This is a genomic window from Rahnella sp. 1L-D-7-B-C2 (assembly GCF_057290995.1).
On sequence record NZ_JBXAVQ010000003.1, the window covers coordinates 478,454 to 501,392 of the forward strand.

Here is a 22,939-nt window from a genome sequence, read left to right on the forward strand (position 1 = left end):
AAGTCTGGTAATAAATGGAGAGATCAAAATGATTGAAAACCCAACCCCTGCACCAGGTCATTACAATAATACCGTGGTCGAGTCGGTGAACAACGTTCCACTGAAGCGTATTTCGTGGAGCGCGATTTTTGCTGGTGTCATTATTTCGATGGTGGTCTATTTACTGTTATCGATATTGGGTACGGCCGTGGGTGCAAGTACAATTGACCCGCTTAAGGAGCAAAATCCTCTGGACGGTCTTGGCACTGGCGCCGCCATCTGGACGGGCGCCAGTATGTTGATTTCTATTGCTGCCGGTGCGTACGCCAGCGGACGTCTGGCCCAGCGCGAAGGTGCTTTGCACGGCCTGCTGATGTTCGGGGTGAACACACTGATCTGCGCCTGGTTCCTGCTGGTGGTCGTGAATAATGCGATGAGCGGTGCGATGAGCGTGGTGGGTTCCGGGTTACAAACGTTAGGTAGCGGAATATCCGCCGCCGCGCCGCCGGTGACTCAGATGGTAAAAGAGAAACTGGGTGAGAATAATATTAATCTCGACAGTTTGCAGAACGAACTTGAAACTACGCTGCGTCAGACCGGTAAGCCGGAATTACAGCCAGAGAATTTGCAAAATAAAGCCGAAGGTGAGGCGAATAATGCGCAGGCTCAGGCCAATGATACCGCTAACCATCCACAAACCGCTGATGCCGATCTGACTAACTTTATTAAAGGTCTGATCTCCCGCAATGAAGCGACATTCCAGGCAGCTGACCGCGATGCGTTGAAAAATATCATCAAAGCACGTACGGGTAAAAGCGATCAGGAAGTCGATCAGATTGTGAGCCAGGCTGAACAAACCTATCAGCAGGCCCGTGCGAAATACGAAGAACTGAAAAAGCAGGCTGAGCAGAAAGCCCGTGAAGCCGGTGAAAAAGCGGCTGCCGCGACCGCTAAAGCCAGCTGGTTCACCTTCTTTATGTTGATCGTCGAAGCCGTTCTGGCCGGTGCAATGGGCATGTTGGGTCGTCGTACTCAACCTGAACCGGTGTTCACGCATCAGCGTCATTAATCATTAAGTCAGTGAATTACAAAGGGGAGATAGTGATATCTCCCCTTTTTTATGGCGTTCAGCTTTCCCCTTCCGTACGCAAGCGACGGATATCCCGCAGCGGCGATTCCCCAAACTCACGGCTGTACTCGCGGCTGAACTGCGAGGCGCTTTCATAGCCAACAAACAACGCGGCGCTGCTGGCATCCAGATTTTTATTCATCATCTGCTGCTCCGCACTTGCCTGCGTGACATGCGACACTACCGGCAAATCCACAGTCGTCAGCAATGACTCTCCGGCACGGTAGCAGGTCGGTATACCGGCCAGCATGATCTGCTTCGCGCCCTCCGTAACCGGATCGCCGCATCGCCGATGTGTCAGTATCAGGTGCAGGACGGTTTCCTTAATGACTGGCACCACACACATTACAACATGCTGGCGCGCGGCGGCGTTGGGCTGCTGGTGGTCGAAGCCACGGCTGTATCGCCGGAAGGGCGTATCACGCCGGGGGACGCCGGTTTGTGGAGCGACGCCCACATTGACGGTTTTGCTAAAACCGCATCTGCGATAAAGCAAGCGGGCGCAGTACCTGGCATTCAACTCGGACACGCCGGGCGCAAAGCCGGTTGCGCCAAGTGCGATCCCTTTTATCCACGGCGATGCCTACGTGCATCGGGCAATGACGCATGAAGATATTCAGCAAGCCCAACAGAATTTTGCCAGTGCGGCACGTCGCGCAGTTGACGCAGGTTTTCAATGGCTGGAATTGCATTTCGCTCATGGTTTTTTGGCCCAGAGCTTCCTCTCATCTCACACCAATATACGTACCGATGAATACGGCGGGACGCTGGAAAATCGCGCGCACGATGCTGACTCATCCGCACTGGCCATTCCTTGCCGCGCGTGAGCTGAATATCAGCCAGCCGGAATCGGTACTGCCAGTGCCTTACGCATATTGGTTACAGAATTCCGCCGGGTAATACGGGTAAAGGAGTGCTAAGAATAAAGAACAGATGCAGATTATCGATCATTCGACATCGTTATTTCTGTAATCGACCAGATTACACGGATTTACAGCCTGATTCCCCAGTGATATCAACGATCGGGGGTTCAGGCTTTTCTTCATTACTCTTTCCATTTACATTCTAAATGATCATATATCCGTCACTGTTAGTGAAGAGTGATAAATTATATCTTTGTCGAATGCATTATTGATGTCATGAATGTTTTTAAATACTCAGATTTGCAGAATAATAAAGTCATTGCATTATCAAAAAGGCAGGAACAAAATTAAGTCCGGATTGCATAGTTGACATGTTATCACTAATCACTTGTAAGGGACTTACATGGCCAGCCTGACTTATCTCACGCTCAATGGACAAACGCAGGGATTGATCTCTGGCGGTTGTTCATCAATGGACTCTATTGGTAATAAAGCCCAAATTGGACATATCAACCAAATCATGGTTTACAGCCTTAAACATACCTTATCCCGCGCTCAGAACGTTAATCATCACGAACTCACTATTCTGAAGCCGATAGATAAATCTACACCACTGCTGGGAAAAGCCATTCCCCCAGATAATATTTCATTATCTGGGAAGATATTGGGAGTGGTAACTTATGAATATTGGTGAAAAAATTAATAACCACAGAGTGTTGCAATGGATTCTGTACAAATTAGCCGCGATTGCTTTAATCTTAGTGGCTGCAGGGATTATTTATAGTGTTATCTTTCTCGGTGCACTCTACAAAGTGCGTTCTTTGATACGTCAGGGTGATATAATACTCTTTGAACGTGGGAGTTTGGCCATTGTCGGCGGAGTACCTATATTTATCTATCTGTTTTTTTTCTCACTTAGAACACTATTTTCAAAAGGACTTCTGGCCCCAAGAAAACAAACCAGGATTGGGTTTGTTTTTATGATCTTCAGTATCATCATTTTCGTTATATCCTACATCGCCATGTGGATTGTGCCTTTTGCTATGATGGCATCACCCTACACGCACTGTCATCAAGAAAAGCTCAGCGGATATTATGTTCTCGACCCGCAGCGTTGTGAAACCATTACTCCGCAGTATTGGCCGTCAATATTTGATGAATAGATCAATTTCAAACGGGCTGGAGGAATTTAGTCAGTGCGCCAGTAGTTTTTACTGTAACTGTTGTTATCGTTGCTGGTTTTTACTTAAACAGAAAATTAAACGAAAAAGATGACGATTTTGGATTATCAGTTTCTCTTAAAAAACAGTTACGAAAAACATACATCGAGTATCAAAAGATAACTGAATGGAATTTTAAACACGCGAATTCATTAATTAACGAATTATTTTTATGAGTAAAACAAATGGTAAAGTATAATGTGAAAGGCTGGGTTTTATACAAATCGTGTTTGCTTTTACTGGCCTTGCTATCAGCTGGTTTTGTTATCTCCGTAATATTTGGTGATGAGGTTTATCAGATTAGATCATTTTTCAGACAGTCTGATATTATAAAATTTGAACGTCAAAGTGTTGTGATTGTGGGAGGCATACCTCTTTTTATCTATGGTTTCTTCTTTTCACTTCGTGGCCTTTTCTCTAAAGGTTTCATACCTCCGAAAAAACAAACTGTTATTGGTTTTATATTTCTCATTTTTAGTATAATTACTGTTGTTATATCTTATATCGTTATGTGGATATTTTATTTTCTATTGTTATCCTCATCCTATACTCACTGCCCACAAGAAAACCTTAAGCGTTATTATGTAATTGATCCTCAACGCTGCGTGACCATAACCCCTAAGTTTTCATAGTCATTCAAGGAAGAATAAAAACTTAGTGAATATTATGAAACCTAACCCTCGCTTATCTGATTTTAGTTGAGATTAAAGGTGTAAATATGAACGTGCATCGTAAAATAAACTTAGAGAAATCTACCTTTAAAAAATGGTTTTTATATAAGATGTGTTATGTTTTTGGTTAGTTTTTAGCCTGCTGTCCTTTTTTTTGGGTTATATTGTGGTTTTATTGCTAAGCGTAATATTCATGTTTTCATCTTATACATCTTGTCATGAGAAAAAATTTGCAGTCTATTATGTCGACCGACCCGAATTATGCCAAACCATCGTTCCTGACCATTGGTAAACTCTCACCCCCGATTTTCACATTGCCACCCCCATGTGCAATGCGTAATGTTGTGGTTTCTCTCAAATCCCTCAGGTGAATAAAGCATGATCACCCTTAAATGGTTCAGCCTCGCGTTTGTCTGCATTTTGCTGCTGTCGTTTGGATACAGTTATGCCAAAGCGACGCAGACCAAAGAAGCGCCTGCGCAAAACTGGTCGACGGCGCGACGTGATTCGGCCGGCATTGCGCCGGATCCGATGAAATTTAAAAGTACCGCCATTGTGCAGATCTACGCTGCGCCGACTTACGGTTGGCGCGGACTGGTGGCGGTACATCCGTGGATTATCTTCAAACGTGAAGGTGAAACCCGGTTCACGCGTTATGATGTGATCAGCTGGGGCAGTAAAAATGTGGTGCGTCGCGATTACGCGATCCCTGACGGTTACTGGTTTGGCTCGCGCCCGAGAAAACTTGTTGATCACCGGGGGGCTGAAGCACAGGCGATGATCCCGCAGATAGAAGCCGCCATTAAACGTTACCCTTACCCGCAGACGTATCACGCGTGGCCGGGCCCGAACAGCAACACTTTTATGGCGCACATTGGCCGCGAAGTGCCGGATCTCCAGCTGGACTTGCCATCGAATGCCATCGGCAAAGATTATCGCGGGATAACTAATCCGATAGGTTTACCGCCGTCGGGGCGCGGTGTGCAGGTATCCGTACTGGGGCTGCTGGGTGTCACACTGGGCGTAGAAGAGGGCGTTGAGGTGAATGTGCTGGGGCTGAATCTCGGCGTGGATATTAAATCTCCCGCGCTGCGCTTACCCTTCATTGGCCGTGTCGGGTTCGATAACCCCGGCGCTGCTGAACTCTGAGCTGATAAACCCTGAGATCGCAGGAAAAAAAGGCGCTTACCTTGCGGGAAGCGCCTTTTTTGTATGACCGGAAATCGTATTACTGGAAGTAGATATCGCCGGATTCAGCTTTAAGGATTTTACCGTCGGTGTCGGTAATCATGGCGTAGTTGCCGCCGATGTATGTCCAGTGGCTGCCGGCATCCGGCGCTGGCAGGTGACGCTGCTGCCAGTCCACAATTTCATACGGCTTGGTGCGGTACAAGCCAGGTACGGCGTCACCAATTTTGTATTCAGTAGAGTCGTCGAAGAATGACTTAATCTCATGTGACGTGGTCGCCGCAGTAGCGGTGTGCGTAAACATCATCACGGAGGAGAAGACCAGAGCTGACAACATAATAATTTTAGAATGACGCATAATGTATCCCGTTCAAAACCATCAACATAACGCCCGCTGCCATTCCATTGTTATGCAACGAAGCCTGTTCTTTTCAGATAGGTCAGGATGATAACGAGAAAAGGCCTGATATGAGGGGCGATTAATTGTGTCGAAATGCAAATGATTGAAAGGGTTTCCCTCCCGGCGGGCTAACGGGCCTTCCAACTCAGAAATATCCTTAATGCATCACGCGTGGAAGATTCTGTCCTACCCTTAGGGTTCCTTCATACGTTTTTAAGACAAGGAGCTTGTGTATGAACAGCAATAAAACGATCCCCGTTTCCCTTAACGATCCCCACGTCGACACCTTTCCTAAACCGCCCTTTGAACAGCAGAAACAGCCGTTCCCCGGGCTGGTCAGTAAGATGATCCCGGTGCCCGATCACGGTGAAACGTCGTATAAAGGGAGTGGACGTCTGAAGGGGCGTAAAGCGCTGGTCACCGGCGGAGATTCCGGTATCGGCAGGGCGGTGGCGATAGCTTTTGCCCGTGAAGGCGCGGATGTCGCCATCAACTATCTGCCGGATGAAGAGCCGGACGCGCAAGATGTGGTGAATCTGTTGAGTAAAGAAGGCCATAAGATTGTGGCGATCCCCGGTGATATTCGCGATGAGAAATTCTGTCAGCGTCTGGTGATAGACGCCGCTGAGCAGCTCGGCGGGCTGGATGTGCTGGTGAATAACGCAGGTCGTCAGCAGTACTGTAATTCGATCAAAGATCTGACCACCGAAGCCTTTGATGCGACGTTTAAAACCAATGTTTATGCGATGTTCTGGATCACTAAAGCCGCACTGGATTATTTGCCGCGCGGAAGCTCAATCATCAATACTTCTTCAGTACAGGCATTTTTACCCAGTGATAATCTGCTCGATTATTCGCAAACCAAAGCCTCAATTGTGGCATTTACCAAAGGTCTCGCTAAACAACTGGCACCGGAAGGCATCCGCGTGAACTCGGTGGCACCGGGTCCATACTGGACTGTTTTGCAAACCTCAGGCGGCCAGCCGCAGGAGAAAGTTGAGAAATTTGGTGAGCAGGCACCGCTGGGCCGTCCGGGGCAACCGGCTGAAATTGCTGGGATGTACGTGGCATTAGCCTCGAATGAAAGCAGTTATACCTCAGGTCAGGTGTGGTGTTCCGACGGCGGTACCGGTACGCTCTGATAAATAAGTTAACGACATAGTTTGAGCTGCTAAAGCGTCTCCATGAGGCGCTTTTCACGTCTATCAAACTGAAAAAACCGCAGCGGAACCACGTTGCGGTTTTTTTTACGAACAAAACTGAGCAATGACAAGCTATTTGAGCAATAACAAGCTATTAGAGAAAATCTTGTCGCTGCGGCGTAAAGGTATCGAGCAGTACGCCTTTCTCCAGACAGACGCAGCCGTGCATGATGTACGGTTTTTTATACAGCGTATCGCCCGCCGAGACTTCCCGAGTCTCTTCGCCAATGGTGAATTTGAAGCGTCCGGACAGCACGTACGTCAACTGCTCGTGCACATGGTTATGCATCGGGCCGACCGCGCCTTCTTCAAAATACACTTCGACCGCCATCAGGGTGCCGTCATGTGCCAGAACGCGACGGCTGACACCGGCGCCCAGGTCTTGCAACGGAATGTCTTTCTTAAAGATAAACATCGGTTAGTCCTTACGTAATGAGTTGAGCAGGGCGTCGGGAATTTCCGCCAGGTACAGCGCGGGTAATCCTTCGTAATCCGTAGTGAACAGAACATGACGATCGTCTGGCGAGAAAGAAGGGTGCGGATGCGTCACCTGACGGTCGCCGTCGAGCACGCGCCACGAACTGTTATGCGTCACCAGCTGGGCGTACTGCCGGGTGTTAGCATCAAAAATGTATAGCCACGGATCGTTTTCAATCGTATGGCTTGCGGTGTCTTTCACATCCACCGGCGTACCGGAACCGTCGCCGACCAGCAGCGAGCCGGTCTCGTTACTCATCAGATGGGAACACGCAGGCATGGTCATCAGGCTGATATCTTCGCCGGTTTGCGGATCGAAACGGCGGATATGGCGATCGTGCTGACCTTTCAGATAGGAAACATACATCAGCGCGGAGCCGTCCGGCACCCAGAACTCGTGCGTGCAGCTCTCGCCAGGCGCATGTTCTTTCACTTTGCGCACATTGGTGCCGTCTTCATTGACCAGCCACATGCGCGCATCGACCAGATCGTGCGGGCCTTCGTGGCAAAACGCGACGGTGCTGTCATCATAAGGGCGATAGATAGGATGGCCGAGCCATTCATTTTTCTCATGAATGACGGTGGATTTTCCGCTCAGCAGATCCACCTTCAGCAAGCGGCAGTGCGGATTGCTGTGGTAAAACGCCTGGAAGATTTTCCAGTCTGAGAGCGGCGTCCAGTCTTCACGGCTGATCTCAATGCCAACCAGGCTGGTGCATTCACTGTTCGCCACCCAGGTGCCGTAACCGACCCATTCTTCAGGGACCTGATATACCGTTGCTTCGCTGAAATCCGCCAGTTTTACCCGTTGCAGACGACGCTCATTTTTGACGTAGTAAAGGTATTGATCGTCCGGAGACAGGAATCCGCCAAAGGTGTTATCGCCATGACCTTCGGTCAGCTGCACCGCTTTTTGGGTGCTCAGATCCAGCAAGTAATAGTTGCGATTGCCGTCAAATTCCCCTGCAAACAAAACCTTACTGCCATCACGGGTAAAACATTTTTGATAAAAATAGTTGCGATGACAGAGCACATCGGGCGGCGTCAGACGAGTGACGCGCGCACCGGTTTGCGGGTCCGAAACGGTGTGGAAACTGAATTGAATCTGAGAACCTTTCGCCATGATTCACCTCATAAATGGCAATAAAATCAGCCTTTCTTTGGCTTTCATTTATTAATTGAAATGTGATTTCATTAAATTGAAAACACATTACCACTTACTGCCGCGCCCTGAGGGCAGATGCTGCCAGAAATGCAATGTTGATCACATTTTTCCCTTCTGTAAAAAACATTCTATAATGTCATGGTTTCGTAAATAACAATTGATGCCCGAAATACATTAAGGGTACTGAACAAATACCTCACGCTTTACACAGTGGAGTTATTTTAGAAAAGGGATGTACATGATCAGATTGAGAAAGAAACGCGTCAAACCGATGCAAATTAACGACATTACTATCATCGACGATTCCAAGCTGAAGAAGGCGATCACCGCTGCTGCGCTCGGTAATGCGATGGAGTGGTTTGACTTTGGGGTATACGGTTTTGTCGCCTTCGCGCTGGGTCAGGTGTTTTTCCCTGGCGCAGATCCGGGTATTCAGATGATTGCCGCGCTGGCAACATTCTCCGTGCCATTCCTCGTCAGGCCTCTGGGCGGTCTGTTCTTTGGTGCACTGGGTGATAAGTTTGGCCGCCAGAAAGTGTTATCTGTCACCATTATTATCATGTCAGTCAGTACGTTCTGTATTGGATTGATACCCGGATACGCCACCATCGGCATCTGGGCACCGATTTTGCTGTTACTGGCAAAACTGGCGCAGGGCTTCTCGGTTGGCGGTGAATACACCGGTGCCGCGATTTTCGTTGCAGAATACTCTCCGGACAGAAAACGTGGCTTCCTCGGCAGCTGGCTGGACTTCGGCTCCATCGCCGGTTTTATCCTCGGTGCGGGCGTGGTTGTCCTGATTTCCAGCATCGTCGGTGAAGCGAACTTCCTCGAGTGGGGCTGGCGTATTCCGTTCTTCATCGCTGCACCGCTGGGCCTGATCGGTATCTACCTGCGTCATGCGCTGGAAGAGACCCCGACGTTCCAGCAGCACGTCGATAAAATCGACAGCGATTCCCGTAAAGACATTGCAGAGCCGCCGAGAGTCTCTTTCCGCGAAATTCTGACCAAACAGTGGAAACCGCTGATCGTCTGCGTCGGTATGGTGATTGCGACTAACGTCACCTACTACATGTTGCTGACGTATATGCCGAGCTACCTGTCGCACAGCCTGCATTACTCTGAAGACCATGGTGTATTGATCATTATCGCCATCATGGTCGGTATGCTGTTCGTCCAGCCGTTTATGGGCTTGCTGAGCGACCGCTTTGGCCGTAAGCCGTTCATTCTGATCGGCAGCGTGGGGCTGTTTATTCTGGCGATCCCGTGCTTCATTCTGATCAACAGCGGCGTGGTCGGGCTTATTTTCGCAGGGCTTCTGATCCTCGCTGTGTTGCTGAACTGCTTCATCGGCGTAATGGCCTCGACCTTACCGGCGATGTTCCCGACCCATATCCGTTACAGCGCGCTGGCGATTGCCTTTAACGTTTCAGTGCTGATTGCTGGCCTGACGCCAACCATCGCCGCGTGGCTGGTGGAATCGACCGGGAACTTGTATATGCCTGCCTACTACCTGATGGTGGTCGCGGTCATTGGTCTGGTCACCGGTATCTTCATGAAAGAAACTGCCAACCGTCCGCTGAAAGGCGCGACCCCGGCAGCTTCTGACCGTGCTGAAGCGAAGGAAATCCTGCAAGAGCATCACGACAATATCGAACAGAAAATCGAAGATATTGATACGCAGATTGCTGAACTTCAGGCCAAAAGAAAGAACCTGATCGACCAGCATCCTGAAATCAACGGATGATTTTTTGATGAAGTAAATGAAGCCGGTCAGCCTTACTGACCGGCTTTTTTTTGCCTTGCGCCGCATTTTTCCAAATCCTGCTCCATACTTCATTTCCCGGTCATCTGAATGGAAAGCATGAATGCAGAATCCTACGTTGTTTCAGTTCTTTCACTGGTATTACCCGGAAGGCGGAAAGCTGTGGCCGGAAGTGGCGGAGAAAGCCGCGTGGCTGGCAGAAATTGGTATCACTGCGGCCTGGTTGCCGCCTGCATATAAGGGCGATTCCGGCGGATATTCGGTCGGTTATGACACCTATGATTTGTTTGATCTTGGCGAGTTCGATCAAAAGGGTTCACGCGCCACCAAGTATGGCGATAAAGAGGGCTTGCTGGCGGCCATTGCTGCGCTGAAACAACATCAGCTCGGCGTTATCCTCGATGTGGTGCTTAATCACAAAATGGGTGCAGACGAAAAAGAACGCGTGCAGGTTAACCGCGTCAATATTGATAACCGCGAAGACATCAGCGATGACGTCATTGAAGCGGATGCCTGGACGCGTTTCACATTCCCCGTACGCAACGGTCAGTACTCCAAATTTATCTGGGATTTCCACTGCTTCAGTGGCGTTGATCACATCGAAAATCCGGACGAAAACGGCATCTTCAAAATCGTCAACGATTATACCGCCGGTGGCTGGAACGATCAGGTTGATGACGAGTTCGGTAATTACGATTACCTGATGGGTGCCAACGTCGATTTCCGTAACAACGCGGTCAATGAGGAGCTGAAATATTGGGCGCGCTGGTTAATCGATCAGACGCAATGCACCGGCTTTCGTCTTGATGCGGTCAAGCACATTCCGGCCTGGTTTTATAAAGACTGGATCGACCATATTCAGGCACAAGCTGAGCAGCCCATGTATATTGTGGCCGAATACTGGTCGCACGATGTTCCGACGCTGCAAAATTATATCGATCAGGTCGAGGGTAAAACGATGCTCTTCGATGCACCCTTGCAGCTGAATTTCCACCATGCGTCAAAGCAGGGGGCGGATTTCGACTTCACGCAGATCTTCGACAACACGCTGGTGGCCGCCGATCCGGCGCACGCCGTGACGCTGGTCGCTAACCATGACACGCAGCCTTTGCAGTCGCTGGAAGCACCCATCGAGCCGTGGTTCAAACCGCTGGCCTATGCGCTGATACTGTTGCGTGAACAGGGTGTGCCAATCGTCTTCTATCCCGACTTATTGGGCGCCACCTATGAAGATGAAGGCGATGACGGCAATAATTACACCATCGATATGCCAGCCATTCCTGGGCTTGAGACGTTAATCAAGGCACGACAGACCCATGCGTGGGGCGTGCAAACGGACTATTTTGATCATCCGAACTGCATTGCGTTCAGCCGCAGCGGAACCGAAGAGCATCCGGGCTGCGTGGTAGTGATGTCCAACAGCGAAGCGGGAGAGAAAACCATTGAACTGGGTGAAAATCTCGCACACAGGAAATGGCGGGATGTGCTGGAACATCGTGAAGACATCATCGAAACCGACGAGCACGGCACGGCGCAATTCTTCTGCGAAGCGGGCAGTGTGAGTGTTTGGATTTTAGCGGAGTAACACCAACGGCAGGCGGACGAGAATATCAGCCTGCCGTTTAGTCAGCGGATACCAAAAGCAATCAGCAGTGAATACATCCCAAGCAGCAGTACAAATGCAACTACGCCCGCCATACCGCTTGCTCTAGCCATCAAGTACCACGGGAAGGTCACCAGCATAACCATCGCGTTGAGCGGCACTGCATACCACTTCCATTTTTTCGGCGCCATCATCCACAGCACAAAAAAACCGACCAGACTCAGCACGCCGTAATTTGTCACCGCCATTTGAAGATTGCCAACGTCCGGTTTGAACGTCTCGAAAAAGCCCAACAGTATTCTGACCAGAACTGCCATCGCCAGCAGTGAAAAGCCGCTTTCAATCATCACCATAATGCCCGGACGATAGCGCAGTCGCTGTTCCAGCAAGCTGTAACCCTGTATAAAAATACCGACCAGTAAAATCAGCGCTATGCGGTCACGCCATCTGTTGGGATCGTCGCGGGTGCCCAACACGATCAACAAAAGCCAGAACCCGGTCAGAAACACAGTTCCCCAGGTCAGCGCCAGCCGGGTTTCAGCCAGGCTGTTAACCAGCTGAGAATTGACACGTGGCAAAAGGGATGGGAAATGCATACGGATGTGGCTCAGTTCTTTATTGAGCGGCGTAAGAAAATCCGGCATCCATTTAGCCCACCACGGCAGGGTCGCCCCTTCTACGGTCAGCAGCCGTGAACGCTGGCGATCCAGTGCCGAACCCTGATACTTTTTACCCAGCTGCGACCAGTAATAGTTCGCGCCCGTTTTCTCAATCTGATAATTAAGCGCAGCAAGACGCTGTGATGAAATCCCTTCAGGCTGATAGTGGTCAATATCCCAGCCCATCACCTCGGACACTTTCATCAGCAGCGCCGAATACAATCCTTCGCGCTCACACAGCTGAGCCGCCAGCGCCTGACTGAACACTTCACGCAGCCGCAGATTTTGCAATACCTCGCCGGAAAGCGTGGACCGCAGGCGTTTCAGGCCTTCGGTTTCATCATCCATCAGTCCATTAATAATGTCCGTTACGGTATCCGTCAGGCGTATTTCCTGCGCCAGCGACGTATCGATAACCGGCGTATTCTCCGTAAGAGGCCCAACATGAATCTGCATGTTCCACGGCGAAGAACTGGCGTCTTCGGTAGCCTCAAATTCCTCGATAAAATCATTCTGTGCAGAAATCTCCGCCGCCAGTTTCGCCTCTTCAAACGCTTCTCTCAGTCGCTGATATCCCTGAGGATCCCGATCAGGCCGTGTGGTTTTCAATTTGCGGGCATAAGCGCGTTTGATATCGCTAAGATCGTCAGTAGGGTCGATGCCTAAAACGGACCAGATACTCATGCCACCGCCCATGTAACTAACCAAGAATAGAGATAGAGCATTATCCCGCACACGGCGATTCGCCAAAACCAACCAGGTTTCTTTACCTGCCTCCAGGGAAATGTGACAAGGGCAATCAGGCTGTTACTGATGAGGTTGTACCAACGCCAGTAGCGAGGACAAATCGCCCAAATGCAAAATAGTGAAAATGCAGTGAGCATGGCAAATAGCACGGGGCCGCGACTCGGATCGTCGTTCATGAAATGCAACTCGTTATACAGTCCGCTGAAAATCTTAGCAAATGTGGCTAAAATAAGCAGTGAAAGAAGGGCTTCATATATTTGAACGAGGGCGGGGGCTTGCGGAAAGCTTCGCTTTATTTGGCTTTTACATACTGTGCAGATGAGCAGAATGGCGACGATAATCGGTGCGTCACGCAGTACATGCGCATCATGGCGCATCCCGATGGCGATCACCATGCTCCAGAACGCGATAAAAAATGTCTTTCTCCAGTCCAGCATAAAACAGCGACCGGAAAGATCCTGAATAAGTTGCGAGTTTATTCGCGGCAGCAACACGGGATGATGAGCACTGATTTCCTCGACAACCTGATATAACTTGCCGACATAGTCAGGAATGAGCCTTACCCGAAATGACAGTTTTTCACCCTCAACACTTAATAGCCTAAATCGTTCGCTTTCTTGTTTCGTCACCACTGACTGGGTTGCAAGAGAATCCCAGTATAGTTCCGCTTCTGTCTTCTCGATCTGGGCATAAATAGCCAGTAACTGAACATTTGTTATACCCTCAGGACGGACGTTATCGATTTCCCAGCCCAGCATAGCTGCAACATTTTTCAGCAAATGAGAAGTTATGCCTTCGCTTTTCCCCATCGTCTCAGCGAGTAAATGATTAAACATCTCGTGGGCCGTGATATTTTCCTGCAGATCGCCAGATACACAAGTATAAAGGCGTTGAAAACCGGCTACCGCATCAGTGAGTAACAAGGTAACGATTTCATCGACCTGCCTGACGACATCCTGTTTCGATAAGCTGGAGGTGTTTTCTGATTTGGTAGTTTGAAAGTAGTCGACGTATTGCGGGTTTTCAAAATCAGCAGCACTGCTACAAAAATCAGCTGTAAAAAGCGATTTTTTCGCCTCTTCGAACGCTTCTCTCAGTCGCTGATATCCCTGAGGATCCCGATCAGGCCGTGTGGTTTTCAATTTGCGGGCATAAGCGCGTTTGATATCGCTAAGATCGTCAGTAGGGTCGATGCCTAAAACGGACCAGATACTCATGCCGTTACTCCCATTCCTTGCGCAGATACTCAAGCAAGCCTTCAATCTCCTTGCGCGCTTCGGCAATCAGTCTTGCATCCTGCGTATCGAGCACGCTTTCGAAGCGGTACAAATGGTCGGCGATATACCGACGCTGGTCGCCGAGACTTTGTTCATAAAACGCATTCGTTTCGGCGACTAAGTGGCGGTTGACCAGTTGCTCGCGCGGATGCTGTTTGATATTTTCCAGCCGCAGCAGGCTGGCGGAGATTTGCTCCGGCGTCAGCGAACCGGGGGATTTTTCGATCACCAGTTTTTGCATCTCACCGGTATTGTCGACTTTGCATTCCACTTCCAGAATGCCGTCGAGCGTATAGGTGAAACGCACATCTGCGGTGATTTCTCCCGCAGGGCGTGGCGGCACATCCACGGATAATGAACCGAGCAGAATGTTGTCGGTCACCCGGCGGGCTTCCCCCTGATAAATAGCGAGCTCAATGACTTTTTGCTGAGGGGTGATTGTGACAATGGATTCCACACGGCTGACCGGCACAAAGCTGTTGCGCTCGATCAGCGGCAGGAAATGCCCGCTTTCATAGCCTTCGCCTTTACGGCGTGCGATTTCGATCCCCAGCGTAAACGGCATCACATCGGTCAGAACGATATCATCGAGCGCCTGATCCTGCATTGCCAGCCCTGCCTGAATGCCTGCCCCTATTGCCACAGCTTCATCGGGTTGAAGGTCACAACGAGGGAATCGGCCAAATAATCGCGCGACGGCCTGACGCACCAATGGCATGCGCGTTGCACCGCCCACCAGTACGATATGATCGACCTGATCCGGAGAGAATTTGGCATCGCGCAACGCCTGAATGACCGGTTTTTTCATCCGCTCCAGCGCGCTTTCGCAGCACTGCGCCAGAATATCGGCGGTGATTGTCCAGTTCAGTGCCGCGCCCTCGTGCTGATAGCTGACGTCGACGCTATCCTGCGCCGTCAGCTGGCGTTTGGCTCTTTCCGCCAGCGTCGTCAGCCGTCCCTGCAAACCGCTATCCTCTTTATCGAGTTGCGGATACTGTGCCAGCATCCAGCTGACCAGGCTGCGGGTGAAATCATCGCCGCCGAGGAACACGTCGCCGCTGCTGGCGCGCACTTCAATCACGCCTTCGAACATATCGATAATAGAGACATCAAAAGTGCCGCCGCCCAGATCGAACACCAGAAACTTTTGCTCCTGCTGATTCGCCAGTCCGTACGCCAGCGACGCGGCTGTCGGTTCGTTCAGCAGCCGCTCAACGTGCAGGCCAGCCATTTCTCCGGCGGTTTTGACCGCTTTACGCTGGATGTCATTGAAATAGGCCGGAACAGTGATAATGGCGCGCTCAACGTTGCAGCCGCAATGTTGTTCGGCATCGGCCTTCAGGCTGCGTAACAACAGCGCGGAAAGTTCTTCGGCGCGAAAATACTGGTTGCCGAGCCTGAACTGATGGTCGGTGCCCATGAAACGTTTGAAACTGGAAAGAGTTAAATCGGGATGTGTGAACAGGCGGGCGTGGGCGGGTGCACCGGTCAGCATGTGTCCGTCATCATCGAGGCCGACAACCGAAGGCGTCAGATTCTGCCCGTAGGCATTGGGTATCAGCACGGCCTGACCGTCCTGCCAGATGGACACCGCACTGTTTGAAGTGCCTAAATCGATCCCTATCAACATCCGTATCACTCCCCAAATAAACTGAAAAAAGGCCGAAAGAGAAATCTATCGGCCAAAGTTACAGAATATTGAGTTTTTTTTGTAGCCGTTTAGGCGATCTTATTGTCCGGCATTTTGGGTTTGCGGATGTCTGTATCCATTCAACAATTACAGGGGAAACGCCAGGGAGATATCTTAAGTCGCGGTGCGGGAAGAGGGAGCAAAAAAAGCCGAAGTTTTCAACTCCGGCTTTTTCTTTTTAACACTAAGGTCTTAAGCTTTCAGCTCTCGCAGCATCTGCACCAGCCGTTCACGCTGCGCGCCGGGGATTTCGCCGCCTGCGGCGTAACCGGCGTTGCGCATGATGCTTTCCTGCAAGCCGACCAGCCAGTCGTAGATGTAAAACGCCGTGGAATTGGTCGGTGTGGCGGAGAGTTTGGTCAGTCGCTGGGTGGATTTCCAGCTGGCGACGCTTTTCTGCGGTTTGGCAAAAATCTTATTCCCCTTATTAATGCGGCTATCCGGTCTGTCTGCCTCATTCTGTTTCTCAAAGCCCAGCCACGCCACGAAATCACCCAGCACGGTCAGCGCGCGCGAGACCTGACGGTCAGCGTGATGTTCATGCTCACGCGTTCCCACAGGAAGTGCGCCGCCGAGCGAGCGGGTCAGCGATTCGCCCATTTCCAGACGGAAGCTGGCGGTAATCAGCTCCTCCATCAGTAATTCAACGGTAGGCTTGGCGACGCCGAGCAGTGCAATCAGCGGTTCGTTTTCCGGCAGGCTGCGTAAATGGTTGATCCAGTATCGTTGTACCTGACGCGCAAACGCTGTGCCGTCGTCGGTTTGTTCCTGCCAGACCTGCGTGTCCTGCTGTTCGGCGAACAGGTCGATATTGATGCCGATGCCAAAACTTTCGATGCCAGCGTCATCCTGCACGCGGGGGTCATCGGGCTGTGCCGACAGTTCGTGATAGATGCGGTGCAGCTCGTCGCGGCTCGGGAGCAGTTTTTCCAGCAGCTCACCGTGAACGCCGGTGCGGGTTTGCAGCGCTTTGATCACCGTCTGCACGGTACGCTGTTTCTGCGCCGGATCGGCAGTTTCACCTTCCTGATACCAGCTGCCCAGCAGATTATCGCCCAGTTCACGACGCAGTTCGTCACGCTGTTCCGCCAGACGGTTAAGGCGAATTTCCGGACGGATTTCCGCTACCAGATAATCGGCCATGCGTTGTAAACCGCGATCGTCCATGGCCAGCAGCGCCCCCCAGGCATCGCCCGGATTACCCACGTGGCGTTGCACGGCCTCGTCGTAATGCACGGACTCGGTCATACGGCGGTCAAACGGCGTCAGCACCCACACCAGACCCGGTTTGCGGCGGCTGCGCACCTGCGGGTTTTCGCCGTGCATCTCTTTGACCCAGTGCTCCAGCGTGCGGCCCACGGCCACCACGTCCTCACGTTTATCGGCGGCGGTGCACACCATCAGCATGTTCATCTCATGGCGATCGGTATAACGCTCCGGTAAATAGGCGATCTTGGCGCGGAACAACGGAGTGATGTCGTCTTCGCCGTCAATTTCTTCATCTGCCGCGCCGTAGCCAGGTAAATCCAGTAAGTCGATCTCTTCAAACAATGCTTCACGCGGGGGAGAAAGCAGGGGAATTTGCACTTCAGCGGCCAGCATCGTCAGTTCTTCAAGTGACAACGTCACTGGCGCAGCGCTTTGATCGTTAAATTCAGGACATACCGAAATTTCAATATCATAGGCCGGTGACTGGCTGAAAATTCCGTCAGCCGGTTGCATAGCATCATCAACCAGAACGCCCAGCGGCGCGAGAAGACTTTGTGCGCCACCCAGATGTTGCAGCGTGTGGGCGTAATGACGATATGCCGTGGTCAGCGCAGGCACATTGCCCCACAAAAGAGAGAACAGACGCGCACGGTCGTCGATGTTCAGATAGGGTGCGAGCTTCACGGCGACCGGCCAGTAATGCGCATTCAGATGACGGAAACGGCGGGCGTCGAGGCGAATCATGGAATCCCACAATCCCATCATCTCCTCACTACTGAATCCCGGCACCGGTAAAGGCTGACGATGCATAGCCAGTGTATTCAGATGCTCGGTGATCTGCCGGGTATCCGGCACGTGATACAACGCATCCGGCTGGAAGGCACGAACCATAATGCGCGCCAAATCGGCTTCATTGAGCAGCAACACGCGAACCGGATAGGCGCGGTCTTTCAGCTCGGTCTGACGGGTGAAGCGGGTCGCAAGACGCGCGGCGCGGTTGCCAGGATTAATCTGTGTCAGGTAATCGAGCGTCACGCCGCCGAGCCGGGTTTCAAGACGGCCATAGTTACCGGCCGCCAGCGCACAAATCAGGTAGGATTTGCCTGCCTGTGAATGGCCGTAAAAGCCTAGAGTTTGCGTGAGTTTTGCCGCCTGCGTCAGGCGGCGCGCTTTATCGCGGCAGCGCTGAAGTTGCAGATTCAGGCGATCGGCTTCCAGATCCAGACGCGGTGCCTGAACGCGGGTCAGTTCCACCCACTCCAGCGCATCACCGATGGTGTCATCAATCTGTGTAAATTGCTGTTCCAGCAGGCCGGCATTCAGATTTTCTGAGGTCGTGTTGGTTAAAGTCATGAGACGAATACGCTCCCACTGTCGATCCAGTAATGGCTCTCGCCCAGTGTGTTCAGCCGAAGTCGCAGGTGATGAGACGGCACTTTGGTGCCGTTATCCAGCACTGCGCTGGCGATGTCGAAATACTCCGGCGTCGGGTGATCTTCCCCCTTTTTTACCGCCAGTTTCACGCGCAGCACGCTGTCGCCTGCCACTTTACGCGCCAGTTCCGGCTCGGCAATGGACAGGGTGTACAGCGGCGACGCCGGCCAGCGTTCGTTTTCCAGCTGGCGGAAGCCCAGACAAATCGCGCCGCGAATACGGAAACTGGCCGCGCCGTCGAGTTTGTAATCATGCGCGTCCAGATCGATATCGCTGTAACAGACGTTGTCATCGGTCAGCGCCTGATTGCCATCGAGCATGCCGAGATAGCGCACGGTGGAATACGGTTGAAAATCACCGGCTTTGAAGTAGAAGCCCGGCAGCCGCAGATCCAGCGCCAGCAGACACAGCATCGCGCCGACGGCGGCGGTAGATTTCGGGTTATCAATACGCCCCAGTTTATTGAACGGATACCAGCCGCTGGTGTGATAGCCATCCAGCGACAGCATACGGTTGATCGGCAGCGGTTGCAGGTGGCGGAACAGCGCCTGAATACCGGGGAAGCGCGAAGGGCGACCGGTCAGCAGCAATACGTCGCAGTCATGCAACGAGACCACTTCGCACAGCGAACGCAGGTTTTGCGTGATGCTCATGCGGTTGGACAAAAACTCGCTGTGCAGCTTACTGAGTTTCAGCACCAGCGGGGCCTGCAAAATGTCGAACACCGGCGAACCGGCGGGCAGCGCGCGCTGGATCTCGCCGTGCAGATAGTCGAGGACTTTTTGTGTCGGACGTTGTTCAAGCAACTCGCCGAAAGGGGCGTCGATTTCTGCGTGGGTATCGAGCGGATCGAAACGTTCGTACACTTCCAGTACCGCGTGCGCCAGAGGAATGAAAATCTGCAAAGTGCTTTGCTGGCGCAGCGTCGCGTGACCGTCCATCCGACCTTCGCTGCCGAACAGGCGGGTCATCAGGCCGTCAGGATTGGCCAGACCGGCTTTTTTCAGCGTGGCGTGCAGGGCAGGCAAAATATACAGCTGGATGACATCGAGCAGAATATCGTCACCCGCCACTTTAAAGCCTTCACGGAACAGGAGGCGTGGAGTAATTTTGACGTTATTGCCCATGCCGTCGTCGAGCCAGTATTGCGTGATAGCCAGATCGGTCGTGCCGCCGCCGATATCAATCGAAGCGATACGCAGGGTTTTGCCAACAGGTTCATCGTCAGCCAGCTGGCGATCCGGGCGCGCCATGCTGGCAAAAAATTCGCCGGTATGACCGCCAAAATTCACCTGCGTTTCGTTGTACAGGTACACCATCTGCCCGCAGGTGGCTTCGTCCCACTCCATCTGCACATCCGGCACCGGCATACGGCTTTTGGCTTTGTCGGCCTGCGTTTTAAAACCGTCGTCCGACGGATGCCAGCCCATGGATTTCCACACCAGACCAATCGCTTCCTGCATCCGGCGGCGGAAAATCTCACGCTCCGGTTTCGGCATCGCCGAAGGCAAGGTCAGAATGATGTTACGCAGCTGGCGCGGCGCGGAAGAGCGCAGCATTTTGGCGCGCTGGGCGGGGCTGTTGATTTGCATCAGCGCCTGGGCCAGCAGTTCGGACAGCATCAGCGTCATCACTGAACTGCGGCTGTAGTGCGCGGAAAACACCGGCAGACGTTCTTCCGGCGCGAGATCTGACAGCGGCTGGCCTTCATCATTGATCAGAAACGTCAGCGGCATCGCGGCGGCGACCGGTTCCTGCACCGCGCCGTGACCGCCCTGACTGAAACGCCAGCCCGGCGTGTAGCTGTCCTCATCCCACAAGTAGCGGCGCGGGCTGGAGAGGCCGGTGGATCCTTCCGTGCCTTCGCGCAACTGCGCCAGACGGCTGGCTTCGCGCCCGGCACGCAGAATCGACGGCCAGATAAAGGCATCATCACGGCCGCTTTCCACGGAGAAGTTTGGTTTGCCGAAGCGTGCCTGCGAGAACTCCACGCGGCTTTCGAACAGTTCGTTATAAAGAAAATGCGGCTGGGAGAGATCGCGCAGTTGCAGCTCGCTGGTTTGTTTCAGGCCGTCGGTTTCGCCGACGTGGTCTTCCACCAGAATGCCGCAGGTGTGCGAATTGCCGACGTCCAGAATCAGATCGACGTTGATCGACGGCTCCTGCAAGGTCGCGCCGTTAATCTTCAGCTCAGGAATACCCAGCTGACTGCCGAGCATCCCCAGCACGTTCAGGTAATGCGCCTGATATTCAAATTCGCGCAGCGCCACTTTGATGTTGCGGACTTCGCGCAGTTCGCGGATCGCCGCCTGCTCGGTGAAGACTTCACGCAACCAGCCGTCTACCCAGGTCTGATCGAGAAAATCGGGCAGCTCTTCGTTATGCCACGCCAGCGCAAAGTTGATGCCGTTTTTGACGTCATCCGGCGTCGGTGCCAGCTGCGTCTGCTCGTCATCGCCTGCCACCACGCGGGTATCAAACGCGATCACCACGCGGTGCGTGCTTCCATCGGCTTCGGGCACATCCAGCGCACGGATTTGCACCCGTGCCCAGTTGTCTGGCCCGGCCATAAAGGTGCGCGGTGGGTTGAAGCGCAGAAACGGCAGCGGAAGCCAGATCTGATCAAGCAACGCTAGGGATTGCTCAAGCGAAAAACTGAACTCCGGGCGAACCACTTCAGGCGCAGCGCCGTCGAGACCCGGCAGGAAATGGCGACCGCTTTGCGCGTTGTAATCCAGACGCAGCAGCGGGCCGTTGGCGCTTTTGCGCACGAACTTGGCGGGCAGTGCATCGTCCCAGACCGGTTTTAGCGCGAAGTCGAGGAACTGGATCCCGCTGTCCTGAATCAGGGTAATTTTTTGTTTAAAATCAGTAATGGTTGCCAGCATGGGTTATTTACCTTCGCGCTTTATCGTCATGGGATACACGGTGTCACCGTTGTAACGGCCCTGACACACGGCAGCGCCGGTCGCGCCCTGGGTACAGCTGATTTCCGGCATCTGATAACGGGAACCGTCGCTGCATTTCGCGCGGTATCGGCTGTTGATCACCAGATTGCCAGACTGCATCAGCCCGGCGTTGATTGCCGCGCGACAGGTGATCCCTGCGCCATAGCTGATTTTCACCGTACCCTGACCTTCTTTAATTTGATAACGCAACACCGGGGGCTTGCCGGTCACCGGATCTTTGATATCCACGATCACATTCCAGTTACCGTTGAGGAATTTCGTCGAGCCGATTTTCACAGCGTCCGGCGGCATCACCAGCGCGTTTTTACTGACAGGCGCCGGTGTGGGAGCCGGTTCTGCAACCACCGGATTTTTCTCGGCCTCGGCGACCGGTTCTGGCGAAGGCACCACTACGGCCGCAGGCGCAACCGGCAGAGGAACCGTTTCAGGAGATTTCACTTGTGGTGCCGGGGTTTCAGAGGCTTTCGCTTCGGGTTCGGCTGCAATCGCCTTAGGTGTGATGACTTCCGGCTCAGGTTTCGGTTCAGCCTTCACGACGACAGGTTGCGGCGCAGGCGTACGCGAATACATCCAGCCTGCGGCAGCACAGGCCAACACCAGCGCGCACACCGGTAACGCCCACAGCAGTGGCGAGACTTTACGGCGAACGACCACGGGCTCCGGCGCGGGCACATCCATTTCGGCGGCGCGGGCCTCGATGGTTTTCACCCCGTTAACCGGCCCGGCAGGCGGCGTAACTGGCGTTTCCACCGGCGTGGTTTCTGCGGTCATCGCGAACGCAGGAAGCGGTTCTTCGGCTTTCAAAGTCTCGCGCAGGCAGGCGAACGCGTCGGTATTGCTGCTGTTATCGAGGCTGACAAAGCCCCAGAACGTCAGTACCGGCTGGCCGCCGACCAGATAGACGTGATTTTGATCCGGGAAACGGAAGGCTTTTTCGAGTAACGCGCCGAAAAACTGCAGGGCCGATTTTTCAGAGGCTTTGGCTGCACTGCTGATTTGCGCGACGCCGTCGAGGCAGTTTTCCAGATGACGCAATGCCGACGCTCGCGCCGCATCCGTCGCCGCTGCCCAGGAAATCACTTTGCCTTCGCGGGGAGAGTACCAGTCGAGACGATCGCCCGATTCATTCAGTTGAGGAATAGCCAGACAATCGGCAATCGACGGTTGTTTACGCAGGCGTAAGGTTTCCCGTAATTGCAGGGCTGATGCATAAACCGGTTGCCCGTTTTCGCCCAGCGCAAGGATGTCGTTGAGACTGCCACTGCGTAAAAATGATTTTGCCACGCCTGAGT

The 22,939-nt window shown here is 52.5% G+C and carries 15 protein-coding genes and 3 pseudogenes; 8 read left to right on the forward strand and 10 right to left on the reverse strand.

The window, feature by feature from the left end; genetic code table 11:
• Positions 1-28 precede the first annotated feature (28 nt).
• On the forward strand, positions 29-1,048 hold the full coding sequence (locus AC0Z7K_RS08365; RefSeq protein ID WP_485613865.1) for a BAR domain-containing protein: 1,020 nt from the start codon (positions 29-31) through the stop codon (positions 1,046-1,048).
• Between the two features lie 58 nt (positions 1,049-1,106).
• On the opposite strand, the pseudogene AC0Z7K_RS08370 reads toward AC0Z7K_RS08365, so the two are convergent.
• Positions 1,107-1,265: pseudogene (locus AC0Z7K_RS08370) on the reverse strand (AraC family transcriptional regulator); the annotation flags it as partial.
• A gap of 96 nt (positions 1,266-1,361) precedes the next feature.
• Between AC0Z7K_RS08370 and AC0Z7K_RS08375 the strand changes: the two are divergent.
• The 4 genes and pseudogenes from AC0Z7K_RS08375 to AC0Z7K_RS08390 all read left to right on the forward strand — a co-directional run.
• A pseudogene (locus AC0Z7K_RS08375) lies at positions 1,362-1,890 on the forward strand (oxidoreductase); the annotation flags it as partial.
• Between the two features lie 484 nt (positions 1,891-2,374).
• Positions 2,375-2,602: pseudogene (gene tssD / locus AC0Z7K_RS08380) on the forward strand (type VI secretion system tube protein TssD); the annotation flags it as partial.
• 49 nt (positions 2,603-2,651) lie between these two features.
• Complete coding sequence (locus AC0Z7K_RS08385) at positions 2,652-3,134, forward strand: hypothetical protein (protein ID WP_485613866.1); 483 nt, start codon at positions 2,652-2,654, stop codon at positions 3,132-3,134.
• 1,106 nt (positions 3,135-4,240) lie between these two features.
• On the forward strand, positions 4,241-5,011 hold the full coding sequence (locus AC0Z7K_RS08390) for a DUF3750 domain-containing protein (protein ID WP_413530655.1): 771 nt from the start codon (positions 4,241-4,243) through the stop codon (positions 5,009-5,011).
• 79 nt (positions 5,012-5,090) lie between these two features.
• Here the strand turns inward: AC0Z7K_RS08390 and AC0Z7K_RS08395 are convergent, their stop codons facing one another.
• Complete coding sequence (locus tag AC0Z7K_RS08395; RefSeq protein WP_413530654.1) at positions 5,091-5,408, reverse strand: RcnB family protein; 318 nt, start codon at positions 5,406-5,408, stop codon at positions 5,091-5,093.
• A 275-nt stretch (positions 5,409-5,683) separates the two neighbouring features.
• Here AC0Z7K_RS08395 and AC0Z7K_RS08400 point away from each other — a divergent pair, with 275 nt between their 5' ends.
• Entirely contained in the window at positions 5,684-6,592 is a 909-nt protein-coding gene (locus tag AC0Z7K_RS08400; protein WP_485613868.1) for an SDR family oxidoreductase, read from the forward strand.
• A gap of 154 nt (positions 6,593-6,746) precedes the next feature.
• Here the strand turns inward: AC0Z7K_RS08400 and AC0Z7K_RS08405 are convergent, their stop codons facing one another.
• Positions 6,747-7,067 (reverse strand): cupin domain-containing protein, encoded by a 321-nt coding sequence (locus AC0Z7K_RS08405; RefSeq protein WP_413530652.1) that lies wholly within the window; start codon positions 7,065-7,067, stop codon positions 6,747-6,749.
• Positions 7,068-7,070: 3 nt separating this feature from the next.
• Entirely contained in the window at positions 7,071-8,252 is a 1,182-nt protein-coding gene (locus tag AC0Z7K_RS08410; protein ID WP_485613870.1) for an oligogalacturonate lyase family protein, read from the reverse strand.
• Positions 8,253-8,535: 283 nt separating this feature from the next.
• On the opposite strand from AC0Z7K_RS08410, the gene proP reads away from it, so the two are divergent.
• Together proP and amyA are read left to right on the forward strand one after the other, a co-directional pair.
• Positions 8,536-10,041 (forward strand): glycine betaine/L-proline transporter ProP, encoded by a 1,506-nt coding sequence (gene proP, locus AC0Z7K_RS08415; RefSeq protein ID WP_485613929.1) that lies wholly within the window; start codon positions 8,536-8,538, stop codon positions 10,039-10,041.
• Between the two features lie 121 nt (positions 10,042-10,162).
• Positions 10,163-11,644, forward strand: a complete 1,482-nt coding sequence (gene amyA, locus AC0Z7K_RS08420) for an alpha-amylase (RefSeq protein ID WP_485613872.1) — start codon at positions 10,163-10,165, stop codon at positions 11,642-11,644.
• A 41-nt stretch (positions 11,645-11,685) separates the two neighbouring features.
• Here amyA and AC0Z7K_RS08425 read toward each other — a convergent pair whose 3' ends face one another.
• From AC0Z7K_RS08425 to AC0Z7K_RS08450, 6 genes are all read right to left on the reverse strand, one after another.
• Positions 11,686-13,005, reverse strand: coding sequence for a J domain-containing protein (locus tag AC0Z7K_RS08425; protein WP_485613874.1), 1,320 nt, complete (start codon positions 13,003-13,005; stop codon positions 11,686-11,688).
• Entirely contained in the window at positions 13,002-14,285 is a 1,284-nt protein-coding gene (locus tag AC0Z7K_RS08430; protein ID WP_485613876.1) for a J domain-containing protein, read from the reverse strand. Before AC0Z7K_RS08430 ends, AC0Z7K_RS08425 begins: the two co-directional genes overlap by 4 nt.
• A 4-nt stretch (positions 14,286-14,289) precedes the next feature.
• Positions 14,290-15,975 (reverse strand): Hsp70 family protein, encoded by a 1,686-nt coding sequence (locus AC0Z7K_RS08435; protein ID WP_485613878.1) that lies wholly within the window; start codon positions 15,973-15,975, stop codon positions 14,290-14,292.
• 252 nt (positions 15,976-16,227) lie between these two features.
• Positions 16,228-18,597: a virulence factor SrfC family protein gene (locus tag AC0Z7K_RS08440; protein WP_485613880.1), complete on the reverse strand. Its 2,370-nt coding sequence runs from the start codon at positions 18,595-18,597 to the stop codon at positions 16,228-16,230.
• A complete protein-coding gene (locus AC0Z7K_RS08445) occupies positions 18,594-21,566 on the reverse strand; it encodes a virulence factor SrfB (RefSeq protein WP_485613882.1) in 2,973 nt (990 codons plus the stop codon). The genes AC0Z7K_RS08440 and AC0Z7K_RS08445 overlap by 4 nt, the downstream gene beginning before the upstream one ends.
• Positions 21,567-21,569: 3 nt before the next feature.
• A complete protein-coding gene (locus AC0Z7K_RS08450) occupies positions 21,570-22,931 on the reverse strand; it encodes an SrfA family protein (RefSeq protein WP_485613930.1) in 1,362 nt (453 codons plus the stop codon).
• Positions 22,932-22,939: the final 8 nt, after the last annotated feature.